This is a genomic window from Aquincola tertiaricarbonis (assembly GCF_000969605.1).
GTDB classification, from domain to species: Bacteria; Pseudomonadota; Gammaproteobacteria; order Burkholderiales; family Burkholderiaceae_C; genus Aquincola; species Aquincola tertiaricarbonis.
Window position 1 is genome coordinate 16,372 of the sequence record NZ_JZUE01000041.1, and the last position, 12,878, is coordinate 29,249.

The following is a 12,878-nucleotide window of genomic DNA, read 5'->3' on the forward strand; positions in this document are numbered from 1 at the left end:
CTTGCCACCGTGAGCGCGGTTGACATAGACGTGGGTGTTGGCTTGACTGCTGCATGGTGAGTGTCCGTGGATGACGCGTGGCCGGCCGAGCATCAGCCAAGACCGAGAACAGTCTTACCGGCCCTGCCCCCGGCGGCACTGCCTGAAACTGCTCCGGACAGACCGAAACCGCGGTCACTTTCGGAATCGAGCGCTGCCCTGGTGAATTCAGACTGTCCACGCAAGGATCAGTCAGTGACGCGCGCAGTCCGCCGCATAAGAGTCTTGCATCCGTCGGGTTGGCGCGGCCAGAGCCCTTAGTTCGCTCCACCCTCCCGGTACCTGCACCCGAGATTCGACACCATGGACCCTATGAACTGCTTACTCCGCTGCGCCATGACGCTCGCCGCCGCCTGCAGCCTTGCCGTCCACCCGGCCAGCATAGCCGCCCCCCGCCAACCCACCCTCAAGCCGAATGCCATGAACACGAGCCCCTACATCACCACTGCCGACGGTACTCGGCTCCACGTCAAGGACTGGGGACCTCGCACCGGTCAGGTGGTGGTGTTCAGCCATGGCTGGCCCTTGAACGCCGACAGCTGGGAATCGCAGATGCAGTTTCTTGCCGACAGGGGGTACCGCGTGATTGCCCATGATCGCCGTGGCCACGGCCGCTCCAGCCAGCCTTGGGAGGGGAACCACATGGACCAGTACGCAGACGACCTGGATGCTGTAATGCGGGCGTTTGACATCAAAGGCGCCACGCTGGTGGGGTTCTCCACGGGCGGTGGAGAGGTCGCGCGCTATATCGGTCGGCACGGTACCGCGCGCGTGGCAAAGGTTGCCCTGGTCAGCGCGATCACGCCCATCATGGGCCAGACGCCGTCGCACCCACACGGCGTGCCGACCGCGGTATACGACGGCCTGCGTCAGTCATCGCTTACCAACCGCACCCAGCTCTACAAAGACATCGCAAGCGGCCCGTTTTTCGGGTTCAATCGCCCGGGCGCGCAGCCGTCGGCTGGGCTGGTCGACAGCTTCTGGGCGCAAGGCGTACAGGCCGGTAGCAAGGCCACCTTCGAGTCGATCCACGCGTTCTTTTACTCGGACTTCCGCGACGACCTCAGAAAGTTCAACGTGCCGACCCTCGTGGTGCACGGCACCGACGACCAAATCGTGCCCATTGACACCACGGGGCGTGCAGTCGTCAAGCTGGTGCCGGGGGCGCAGCTGATCGAGTACGCCGGCGGGCCGCATGGCATTACGGACACTCATAAGGACCAGCTGAACAACGACCTCCTGGCATTCGTGCAGAAGTGAACCGGGGCCCAGGTTGGCGGTACGCCATGGGACATCGTCATCGCCATCCATGCGGTCGAATGATGAAGGCAGCGCTTCCCAACGCGGCAGGGCTCCCGCACTTGCTCGGATGCGGGGAGGCACCCGATGCCGTAGTCCGCACCCACGAGGTGCTAGTCCGAGTTGAGGCCATCTCGACGAGAAAAGGCCACCTCATCCATCGCCACGCCATGGCGCCGCCGCGGCCGGCGTGGGGTCGCCCACTTCGTAGCCGCGGAGTCGTCACGGCAGTACGGTCGTGCGTCAAGCACCGCAAGGTGGACCACCGGACAGCAGCGTTCAACCGGCGGATCTGCATGAGATGACACGCACGTGGCGGGCACAGAAAATGTGGACCTTATCCGGGTTTCCCGGCGGTCGTCGCCCGGACTGTTCTCAAGGACGAGGCAGCGGCGGCCCGCCATCAGCGGACAAGCCTACGTCGGTCGACGGCGTCGTCAGGACGCCGTGAGGCGGCGAACTCTCACCATACCCGCAACACCGGGCCCCCAACATAAGGTCTGACATGTCTTATCTGTTGGTTGTTGTGCTGTCCCGTGCCGCAGCTTTCACTCTTGTGGGCACGTGGCACCTGTTGTCCGCGCAGGCACCGGTCCCCGCCACGTAACCACCCCACGCCCATGGAACCGCCTGCCGCGCTCCACGTTGCGACTTGCCTGCGCCACCCATGCGACGATCCGCACGCCATGCTGAAGCCAACCGATAGGTTATGTGACGAAGCACACCCGTGACGCCGCGAACGACCAAACGTCTTCCATCCGCCGTCGGCCCAGGTTCGATGCGCATGAACACAACCCGCACTGCTTCGAAGTCGCGGTGGACGACACGCGAGACGTCCCCGCCGCCTGCTGTACCGATGGCAGGGCGCAGCTGATGCTCCACCACCTGCTTGCGCTCGAGCGCACGGCGGGACGCGGCGGGAGGCAGGCGCTTCCTCGGAGCGTGTCAACGGGCCTGCGTCAGCACTCGCCCGGGCGCACTGCGGTGCACTCACGGCGACGTGCAGCCCGCATCCCGCGTGCGCAGGCAGGCACACACTTCAAACCGCACGAAAGAAGCACATGATTGAATTGGTGATTGAACAACGCCGAGTGAGCCTCGGCAGCAGCTTCGAAGTAGGGCGCGTACTCCCGTTCGCCAAGCGGCGCATGGTGGGTCCGTTCATCTTCTTCGATCACATCGGGCCGCTCGACCTTGCGCCCGGCCTTGATCGCCGCGCTGACGTGCGCGCGCATCCGCACATCGGTCTGGCCACCGTGACCTATCTTTTTTCGGGCCAGATCATGCACCGCGACAGCCTGGGCTGTACCCAGCCCATCCGCCCTCAGGAGGTCAACTGGATGACGGCGGGTCGTGGCATCACTCACAGCGAGCGGTTCGAACACGCCCGGGTGCACGGCGACCACCTGCACGGCATCCAGGCGTGGGTCGCGCTGCCTACCGAGCTTGAGGAGACTGCGCCTTCGTTCTCGCACCATTCGGGCAGCAGCCTGCCTCAGTGGGACGACGCGGGAGTGGCGGGCCACCTTATTGCGGGAAGCGCCCACGGACTTACCGCGGCCGCAGAGACGCTCTCCCCACTGTTCTACCTGCACCTCGAAATGACGGCGGGTTCGACCGCCGAGGTGCCGGCGCCTTACAGCGAGCGGGCGGTGTATGTTGCGTCGGGCCGTGTTGAGGTGGACGGACGACACTTCGAAGCCGGCAAGATGATTGTGCTGCGTCAGCAAGCGTCGCGCATCCGGGCCGCCGCAGCGTCCACCGTGATGATGCTGGGCGGCGAGCCGGTTGGGCAGCGCTACCTGCACTGGAACTTTGTGTCGTCCACCCAGGAACGCCTGGTCCGTGCGGCGGAGGATTGGAAGGCCGGTCGCATGCGGCTCCCGGTGGCGGACGACCAGGAATTTATCCCCCTGCCCGATGGCCCCGTGGGCCACTAGGCAGCCCGGCGCTGAGGGATGCGCGCCGGTCCGGCCACCGGCGCGACGTTTCAGATCGCGCGACGATTGCCTTGCAGGGACATGCCGCCGCGGGGGAGCTTCGAGTCGCCCACTTCCCGGCCGTTTTGACCTCACTGGACGCGCTCGACCAGCAGATTCCCCGTGGTGGGAAGTGGGCGGCCGATCACAGCGGAGTGGACAGGCTTGTGCAGCAGACGTGCCAGCGGCCGTTATCGAGCAGACACCGCATCCGGTGGCGCCGAACATGCAGTGCCCCCGGGCACTTCACTGCATCAAACGGCGGCTGCCATCGACATGCCGCTGTCCGCGAGCTCACCTCCAACCGCGTGCTGACCTAGCAGACCTTGGGAGGCAGCTTCGCGCGCTGGCAAAGGCGTCGCAGCTAGAACCGACAACGCATAGCACGCGGCATAGGAAGTTCGGCAGGATCGGGCATCTTGCACAACTGTCCGGCGAACTGATCGCTCATCGAAGATCAACGCAGATGCCCAATGCATCCTCGGCATGTTGAAAACCCTACGCAGAGCCTGTTCGAGGCTTTCAGCGAGATGTGCTGCCCGGTCAAGGGCGGGTCAGAAAGGCGGAGACGCCCTGCGGTGCCCTTGAGCGCCTGCGTCAGTCATCGGCGCAGGGCGGCATTGCCGAGCGTCCTGCTGCGCCGATGTTTTGCCTGCGCCTGAGCTTTGTTCGCGGATCACCTGCACCATACGCAGAGTGAAACCGGCAGCTGAATGCCGATCTTCGCTTCGCAGTGATGTTCTCCGTCCGCGAGACGCCCCCATAGAGAAGTCCGGGAAAGTTTGACCAGCAAAGTCCGCCCGGGACCGTGATCGGATTGAACAGCCCATCGCAGGATCGAACAGTGACCGGCGTAGGCGCCGTGGGCACGATGACTTCCAACGTACAGGCCACGGCGGATGCTTTCCGAGCCGTGGTGAACGTCGGTGACCCGATGGCCTGAACGTGCCCTTTCACCCCTTCAATCAGGAGAAATCTCATGCCCAAGACCGGCCTTCCCGCCCTGCTCCGGCCCGAAGACAGCTATCTCGTCCTTATCGATCACCAGCCGTACCAGTTCGCCAACCTGCACAGTCACGAGCCTACCGTGATCGCGAACAACGTGGTGGGCCTGGCCAAGGGCGCCAAGGTGTTCCGTGTGCCGACGCTGCTCACCACCGTCATAGAGGAGCGCGGCGGCTACCTGATTAAGGGGCTGCAGGACGTGTTCCCTGACCAAAAGCCCATCGACCGTACATTCATCAATACCTGGCAGGACCCGAAGGTCACCGACATCGTCAGCAAGAGTGGCCGCAAGCAGTTGGTGCTCGCCGCTCTCTGGACCGAGGTGTGCCTCGCGATGCCGGCTATCCAGGCGCTGGGTGAGGGCTACGACGTGTTCGTGGTAACGGACGCTTCCGGCGGCGTATCCGTCGAAGCCCACGACATGGCGGTTCGCCGCCTCGTGCAGGCAGGCGCCGTGCCGATCACCTGGCTGGCAGTGGTCTCGGAATGGCAACGCGACTGGGCGCGCGAGGACACAGCCATCGCGCTGTCGAGTGTGGTGCTCGAGCACGGCGGCGCCAGCGGCATCGCCTTCGCCTGGGAGCAGCAACTGCTCAATTCTGCAAACAAGGCTACGGCCCGCTGAGCTAAGCGTCCCGCCGCATCGTCCGCCGTAGGCGGTGCGTACTGCTTCCCTACGGCGCGGCGCGTTCTCATTGAACAGGAGTTTTGATGGATGCCACCCACGACCTGCCGGTGTCGAACGGTGCCCAGGTTCGACGTCAGGTTTTCAGCACACGCGGCTCGACGCACGGTCCCATCACGCGGCTGATGAGCCCGTCGGACCTCGGCCGCGTGCTCAAGCCCTTCGTGTTCCTCGACCTCTTTGATCTTGACCTGCACGACCCGCGAGCCGGTTTCAGGATGCACCCCCACTCAGGCCTGGCCACCATCACGGTTATCACGGACGGCGACCTGCGCTTTGACGACGCGACTGACGGCACCGGGCATATCGGGTTTGGCGGCTTTGAATGGATGCGGGCCGGCAGCGGCGTATGGCACGGGAAGGAGCTTTCCGGCGGCACGACCCCCCGCGCGCAAGGCTTCCAGCTTTGGATTGCCCTTCCCGCCGACCTGGAGCACGCTCCCGTGGACAGCCAATACGTTGAGGCCGGGCACGTCCCCGCGGTGGGACCCGCACACGTGATTCTCGGTAGCTACGGCGGTGCGCGTAGCCCCGCCCGGTCACCGGAGGGCGTCACGTACCTGCTGATTCGCTTGGCCGGGGGCGAGCGCTGGACCTTCACGCCCGCCGCCGGGCAGACCACCGCTTGGCTGGCGGTTGCCACCGGCGCCCTGGGAGGTCACGCCAAAGCGCAAGCCGGAGACCTGGTGCTGTTCGATCATTCCGAACGGGCGATCTTGCTGGAAGCTGACAACCAGGCCGGCGCCGTGTTTGTCCTCGGCGCCGCGGCGCCTCATCCGCATGAACTGCACCTCGGGAGCTACTCAGTGCACACGTCGAACGAGGCGCTGGCTAAGGGCGAGGCCAACATCGAGCGGCTGCGCCAGCTTCTGGTGGCGGCGGGTAATCGGCGCACCGCCAGCGGCACCACCCCAATGTTCAGCGGTGACACGAGGCCAAAGACGAACTAAGCCAGGCGCTCGGTTCAATTGCGCGCACTATTCCAACGGACGTCGCTGTTCGGCGTGGACCCTGCCGGTCCACGTCAAGCAACACCCCCGAGAAGCTCACTCGATCCCAGTTATACGCCTCCATGGGTAGAAGAACCCCAGCGAGAGGCTTCCTCTGCGGAAGGTACGACGCCAGCCTGGATGCTCCGGAAGAGCAGGTGTCTGGCGTCGCGACCCACCGCCACAGGTTCCGCAGTGGGGTTGCACATGAATACCTTTGCCTCAATTCACTTCAATGACAACTTTGCCTCGCAGGGGCACGCCGTTCACCTTGCCCTGCTCCAAGGCGGTATGCGCTTCAGCGATCTGCTCAAGGGGGAAGGTCGCACCAATGATGGGGCGGATCACTCCACGCTCGAGGAGCGCTTTAAGCGCAAGCAGCTTGCCGCGGTTTTGGCGCGTGAACACGAAGTGGTACTCGGCGTTCACGCCCCATGCAGCCACGAGATTCTGGGGCGTCGCGATGTCGACCAGCGTCACCACGCGGCCACCGTCGCCCAGGACGTGCGGGGAGCGCTCCAGCGTCTTGCCACCGATCGTGTCGAGTACGACATTGACGCCAGTGCCACCCGTCAGTCGCGCGATCTCTTCCACATAATCGCTCTTTTCGTAGTCGATGGTGGCGTCGGCTCCGAGAGACAACAGGAACTCGGCCTGATAGCCACGGCACGTGGTAATGACGCGCGCCCCCATTGTCTTTGCGATCTGGATCGCAACCGTGCCGACGCCGCCGGCGCCGCCGTGGATAAGAACGGTCTCAGCGGGCTGCAGCCGGGTACGCGTGACCAGCGCCTCCCAAGCAGTGCCGCCCGTCAGCGTGATTGAAGCCGCTTCTGCGTGGGAGAGGTTGGTCGGCTTATGAGTCACAAGCTCTTGCGGAACCACGTTGTATTCAGCGTAACTGCCCCCCTTCGGTCCAAAGATCTTGGGCGTGTAGAAGACTTCGTCGCCCGGCTTGAAGGCTGAGACTCCAGCGCCCACACGCTCGACGACGCCAGATACATCGTGTCCGGTAATCGCAGGCAGCGGCACGTAGTCCGGGTAGTCACCGCGCCGAATCTGATAGTCGAGCGGATTAATCGAGGTTGCGCGAAGGCGCACCAGTAGCTCGCCGGCATCGACCCTGGGAACCGGAACGTCTTGCAGTTTAAGATTCTCAACGCCGCCAAAGGCGGTCAGGACAATGGCTTTCATATACTTCTCTGAAGGTTTGAGTTACGTGAACTTGGGTCATCCGAAGGACATCCTCAAGAGGCAAGATTGTCACATCGACGTTTCTCGATACGTCGATGCGCTGTACCAAGCCCACTCCGCCATCAAGGTCATCTTGGTAAGGCTTCGCCTCAAGCGGCCTTTGGAGGTGGACGATCCGTCTCTCATCCGGCGTAGCCGTGTCTCCACTCCCGTTCAAACCAGCGTCGGCTTGAACGAACCACAATGACATGCCGGAGCCGCTCATGGCAACTTGGCCGCGAAGTCATTCACAGGCATCCCAGTCCGCTAATCACCGCGCCGGAACGAACGGAGCGCGAAGTGGCAAAACCGCTTCTGCACCGAGCGCTTGATCATGGGCAGGCCCGAGCAGCCCGAATCGCCTTCTGCCGCGGTGCGGCGTAAAAGCACGTGCGTTCCCCTGGCTCAAGTCTGCAACCACTGCGCCCGCACAACGCTTTGCAGGCCAGTGCAAAGCCATTCGTGCCAGCGGTCGCCGGAGACAGGGTACCAACCGCTTCCCCGCAAGTCCGTTGACCCATTGGGGCAAGCAGCGTCTCTCAGTCTGCGACCTGCAGACGCATGCTAAAGTTCTCCCTCTTGCACTCCCGTTTTGTGGTAGTGCGCTCGCACCCATTTGCACTGTGTCCGCTGACTGATGCCTGTCGAAGTTCCGCTTATTCGTGTGTTGGAGGTGCTAGCCAACGAGCAGCGGATGAAAATCCTTCGCAAGCTCAAGACCCCCTCCAGCTTTCCTCCACAGGATGAGGGCGACCCTCATGTGGATGGCGTTTGTGTGTCGTCTATTCAGGCGGGGCAACGACTGGCGTTTTCGACTACGTCTAAGTACCTGACCGACTTGGCAAGCGTAGGGTTGATCACTGTTAAAAGGTCCGGCAAGTGGTCGTACTACCGACGCAATGAGAAGGCCATTGCGGATCTTATAAAGCGCCTGGCAAAGGAGCTTTAGCTGGGTCTTATGGTAAGCTTGATGGCGCTCCGGCGCGTCATGACGATGGCCGCATGCTGGCCAGCTAATTCGCTGCTGTCAACGAACTGCCAGGCTTGGCGCCCGCCCTGCAGCGGGTAAAGCACCCGTGGCGGATGCGTCCGGTTTCCATGTCGGACTCGCTCCTGTCAAAATGGCAACAGTCGGATGGGCTTGGCGATGCCGGCTCGACTTGATCAGCCGCACGCGGCGGCGCATGGTTTTGAGCGTCCGTTCGACAGCCCAAAGCACCATGCGAACTTGCGTTTCCTCGGGCTATGGGGATTGCGCGATGTGACCAGATCCCTCACGCCCAGTTGGCTGGCAATCAACGGCTCGGGTGATGAACTCACGAACCCATTTGAAGCCAGCATGCCCGTGCGATCGCTCGTGCCACATCATCCCGATGGTAAAGCCTTCAACTGAGAGTGGAGGCTCGACCCGCACCAACTGCCCACCGCGATTGTCGACTAGCCGACGGGGGACCAGGGCAACACAATCCGATTGTTCGACCAACTCCGGGACCAGAAGGAATGACGACGCTGACAACACGACATTGCGCCGATGTCCCAGGGCCTCCATTGCCTTGTCCACGGAAGTAGCGAAACCGCCGCCGCGCAGGGACACCACGATGTGTTCCAGCCGCGCGAACGCTTCCACCCCCAGGCCCTCGCGCAGGGTCGGATGCCCACGGCGCCCGATCAGGACGTAACTTTCGTCAAATAGGTGCCGCGAGCGCAGGCCTTGCGGCGCACCCTGCAGGTTCGCGAGAGCCACGTCAACGTCGCCGCGGGCCATCTGAGGTTCCAGCTGTGACATATCCAAGGTGCGCAGTGCAATGCGCACTCCCGGCGCTTCGCTTCGCATGGCAACGACAAGGTGCTTTATCAACGCCGCCTGGACGTAATCAGTGCATGCGACCGAGACTGTCAAGCTCGCCGTCGCGGGCTCAAAATTCAAGTGTGTGGCGACTGTGGCCCGGACTTGATCGAGAGCTTGTCGGAGCGGGCCGAGCAGCTCCAGCGCTTTGACGGTTGGTGTCATCCCACGCTGCGCAGGGATTAGAAGAGGGTCGTCGAACACGTCGCGCAGACGGCTCAACTGCGCACTCACAGCTGGCTGGCTCAGATGCAAGCGGGCGGCCGCCCTTGTCACGTTCTGCTCGATCAGCAGAGCCTCTAACGTCACAAGCAGATTGAGATCCATGCGCCTGGTATTCATCTCATCGATGGTAGCGGACCGCCGCTGTGATTTCACGTCTGGCTCAGGCTCCACGAAACTTCAGCCAGATCACAGCGGAGCCATCGTCCATGTCAAAGAGAGTCCTTGTCATCTATGCGCAGCCAGAGCAGTCGTCGTTGACACGGCAACTGGTGGACGTGTCAGTGAAGTGCCTGACCGCACAAGGGCACGAAGTGCTGCAGTCGGACCTGTACGCCATGCGCTGGAAAGCAACGTTCGACGAACACGACTTTCCGGAGCGGGCGAACTCGGAGCGGCTGTCGTTCGGCGCAGAGTCTGCCCACGCGTACCGCCATCGTCGCCAGACCGCAGATGTGGCGGCAGAGCAAGACAAAGTACTGGCTGCAGACGCCTTGATCTTCCAGTTCCCGCTCTGGTGGTACAGCATGCCGGCCATCATGAAGGGATGGATCGATCGCGTCTGGGCAGCGGGCCTGGCTCATGGCTACAAGGACGCGGGCAATACCTACCGCTATGGAGAAGGAGCATTCAAGGGAAAGCGGGCGATGCTGTCCGTGGCGGTCGGGGGGCCTCCGCACGACTACTCGGAGCGTGGAATCAACGGGCCGCTCGAGCAGCTGCTCTTTCCGATCACGCATGGTTCGCTGTATTTCCCCGGGTTCGATGTGCTGCCGACATTTGCCGTTTACGGCACGGGTGCCTTGACCGCGGCCAGCGCTGCCGCGGCCAAAGAGGCATGGCGCACCCGTCTGCAAAATTTGTTTGAGGACGGACCGATCCCGTTTCGACCGCAGAATGGCGGAGACTACACCCGCACCAACGAGCTCCGTCCGCATGTGGCTGCTGGCCAGACCGGCCTCATGGCGCATATCGCTGACAGCAACGAAGCGCAGACGCAGCGCCTGGAAGCACAGGTATCGTCACGGAAACCTTCGTGATCTCGACGCGTCGCACCGATGTCGCCGCAGAGGACCTGAAGCGACTGGCGAAGCCAGAGGTCCTCCGCGCGTGAGAGGTTTCGAAGACGGCATTGTTCGCCCACTGCCTGAGCTGACCGACGGTCCGGGTGCTGCGCTCAACTTGGAGCACCGTTGAGGAAGCTCGTCACTACAGCGAGACTCTCCCCAATACCAAACAGAGTCAACTCACGTGCAGCTCCCCGCGCGGAAGCGATGCTCTGGCTACGAGGGGCTGCTTCCTGATTGACCAACGCACGGTGCATGGGTTGCGCAGTGCAGGCCAGTCGCAAGAAGGATTTTTGTCATGCAGTTGCAATCGATCCAGCCGGCGAACCTGTGGGATTCGTCGCCTTATCTTTTCAGCCAAGTGGTCCGGGTCGATGCGCCCCGGGCCTTGGTCTTTATTGCTGGCCAAGTGGCGCTGGACCCCAACGGCTCACTCGTGGGCGCAAGTGATGTCGATGCCCAGCTCCGGCAAGTCTTTGTAAACCTTCGCGCCGCTGTAGGCGGCGCTGGAGGGACGCTGGACAACATCGCCAGCCTCACCGTGTTCCTCAAGGACATCGCGCATCACACCAACTACCTGAGGGTGCTGGCCGAGGAGCTCGCCGGGCATCGGCCCGCGGAGACTGTGCTGCAGGTCGCCGCGCTCGGATTGCCCGAACTGCTTGTGGAGATCCACGCTGTCGCCGTCCTTTGATCAATCGTGCCGCGGCACGACAGGCTCGTGGTTAGAAGCCGTCCCTGACGGGTGTGCTGCAAGTCCGGCTTCCATTTGTTTGCATCACCTGTTGACGATCACTGAAAACTGACCCACCGGGTCAGTTCGAGACGATCGTCAACAGCTCCAGCCCTCACCCACGCGGCGACGGTCTCTTGGTGCACTCCGGCAATACGAGCCGCCTCCTCGGCGCGCAGGCCGCGCTTGTGCTCCAAGTAGAGTGCGTGAACGACATTGCCTTCGACCTCCAGCTGACGTGTCAGGCGCACGACCTCGTCGTCACTGATGGGCTCGAGACCCTCCTCCCGCGACAGGTAAGCCCTGGGCTCGTTATCCGTGCGTGCCGGGCAAACCGGGCGTCGGTCCCTGGCCGCTCTCTGCGTTCTGCCAAGACGTTCGGCGATCGTAAGGTCAGGCGTACTGACCAGCGCCGCCTCATTTTCGGTCCAAGGTTTCCGCATACAGCGTTGTCTGTCAGCTTTATTGGTCTGGGGATTGACTTTACCGGCCGTACCACTGGGTAGCGCCTTCCCGGGATGCGGATGTGTCGTCACCCCTAGAGACGGGTGAGCGCTACCGAGAACAGATCTCGGATGCCTGCGAGGCGCGCCGAGAGATCGGTCGTTGGGACATCCGCAGTGCTCACGTGTGCCAGCGCGCGGCTCAACTGGGTGTCCGGGCCGGACTCCGGGCCGAACAGCTAGGCGACGTCGACCATCGACGAGGCCGACGACCGGTCGCGACGCCTGCAGGCCTAGCCACCTACGGCAGGAGTCGCAGGGTGTCTCTCAAGCCATTCAACCGGCCGCCACCAGGCGCCTTTGTCCATGGTTGGATCGGCGTCCTTGCCAGATGCAACCCACACCTGCAGGTGGCAGCACTCCGCGGCTTGGGCGGCGCCGGCGACGTAGCCTCGGGCTTCGTCGGCAGAGCTGCAGTCCTTCAAAATCCGCGCGCCGGTGTCGAACTGGATGAAGATCCGCATGCTCTAGCTCGGCAAGCGCTATGCCGATTCACGGCACCTTCGCTCCGCGACGACGTGCCATCGCCACCCAGGCGATGTGTCGGCCTGATGCTCAGTTGACCATCAACTGACCATCAACCGAGCGTCAACGCGGCATCAACGACAGCTTGGCCAAACCGAGCGTGCCGGCGTGGGTTCCCGGCCGTGAACTGATGTGCAGCGCGGGCGGCAGAGCGCCCTCTTCCCTTGGTGCGCCCGGCTTATGTGATGATAACCCGTACTATCATTACTTGAGGATAGGCTTGAACAGTTCGAGATGCATCGCTTGCTTCCCAGCCTGAGAATAACGACGTATCAACGGCGGTGCTCTAATTTGCGATCCCGCAGGCCTTTCTCAAGGGGACGCAGCGGCCAGAGTTGAGGAACGGCGAAGCGAGGTCTTTCCTGCATAAAGTTGGCAAGATCACGTGCGAGGTTGCGATCCGGCGCATTTCTTGACCGGACAAGCACTTGCCCGATACGCGCCCAAGCTTGACGAGCTGAGACGTCGGACGGAGCAATGGCGATCGGGCGTCGATGTACCTCCCGCCGCAGCCGTTGCTGGTCCCGGGCCTGTCGCCGCCATAACGCCTCATCGCGGCCTTGCACGCCGCGCGTTGCAGCAGGTGTGGCCTCCGCCTCGACGCCCCAGCCGCGCAACCTTTCCGCAAACGTCTCTCGCCAACGCCGCAGATCGGCCTTGCGAGGATTCAGCCGGTGTCCATGGTTTGACTCTGCCCGCACGCTAAGGTGCACGTGAGGATTCGCTTGGTGGTCGTGCAGCACCATGACGTAC

Annotated in this window: 8 protein-coding genes and 1 pseudogene; 6 read left to right on the forward strand and 3 right to left on the reverse strand. The window is 63.0% G+C overall.

What is annotated here, in order from left to right; translation table 11 throughout:
* Window positions 1-351 precede the first annotated feature (351 nt).
* From VO99_RS26455 to VO99_RS26470, 4 genes are all read left to right on the forward strand, one after another.
* Complete coding sequence (locus VO99_RS26455) at window positions 352-1,299, forward strand: alpha/beta fold hydrolase (RefSeq protein WP_046115965.1); 948 nt, start codon at window positions 352-354, stop codon at window positions 1,297-1,299.
* Window positions 1,300-2,399: 1,100 nt separating this feature from the next.
* Window positions 2,400-3,278: a pirin family protein gene (locus VO99_RS26460; protein ID WP_046115966.1), complete on the forward strand. Its 879-nt coding sequence runs from the start codon at window positions 2,400-2,402 to the stop codon at window positions 3,276-3,278.
* Window positions 3,279-4,296: 1,018 nt separating this feature from the next.
* On the forward strand, window positions 4,297-4,947 hold the full coding sequence (locus VO99_RS26465) for a hydrolase (protein ID WP_046115967.1): 651 nt from the start codon (window positions 4,297-4,299) through the stop codon (window positions 4,945-4,947).
* An 86-nt stretch (window positions 4,948-5,033) separates the two neighbouring features.
* A complete protein-coding gene (locus VO99_RS26470; protein WP_046115975.1) occupies window positions 5,034-5,957 on the forward strand; it encodes a pirin family protein in 924 nt (307 codons plus the stop codon).
* 261 nt (window positions 5,958-6,218) lie between these two features.
* Here the strand turns inward: VO99_RS26470 and VO99_RS26475 are convergent, their stop codons facing one another.
* Both VO99_RS26475 and VO99_RS26480 read right to left on the reverse strand, forming a co-directional pair.
* Window positions 6,219-7,190, reverse strand: coding sequence for a zinc-dependent alcohol dehydrogenase family protein (locus VO99_RS26475; RefSeq protein ID WP_046115968.1), 972 nt, complete (start codon window positions 7,188-7,190; stop codon window positions 6,219-6,221).
* 1,282 nt (window positions 7,191-8,472) lie between these two features.
* Window positions 8,473-9,417, reverse strand: coding sequence for a LysR family transcriptional regulator (locus VO99_RS26480; RefSeq protein WP_046115969.1), 945 nt, complete (start codon window positions 9,415-9,417; stop codon window positions 8,473-8,475).
* Window positions 9,418-9,506: 89 nt separating this feature from the next.
* On the opposite strand from VO99_RS26480, the gene VO99_RS26485 reads away from it, so the two are divergent.
* Window positions 9,507-10,337, forward strand: a complete 831-nt coding sequence (locus VO99_RS26485) for an NAD(P)H-dependent oxidoreductase (protein WP_046115970.1) — start codon at window positions 9,507-9,509, stop codon at window positions 10,335-10,337.
* Between the two features lie 325 nt (window positions 10,338-10,662).
* A complete protein-coding gene (locus VO99_RS26490; protein WP_046115971.1) occupies window positions 10,663-11,058 on the forward strand; it encodes a RidA family protein in 396 nt (131 codons plus the stop codon).
* A 1,339-nt stretch (window positions 11,059-12,397) separates the two neighbouring features.
* Here VO99_RS26490 and VO99_RS31600 read toward each other — a convergent pair.
* Window positions 12,398-12,878, reverse strand: a pseudogene (locus VO99_RS31600) (relaxase/mobilization nuclease domain-containing protein); the annotation flags it as partial.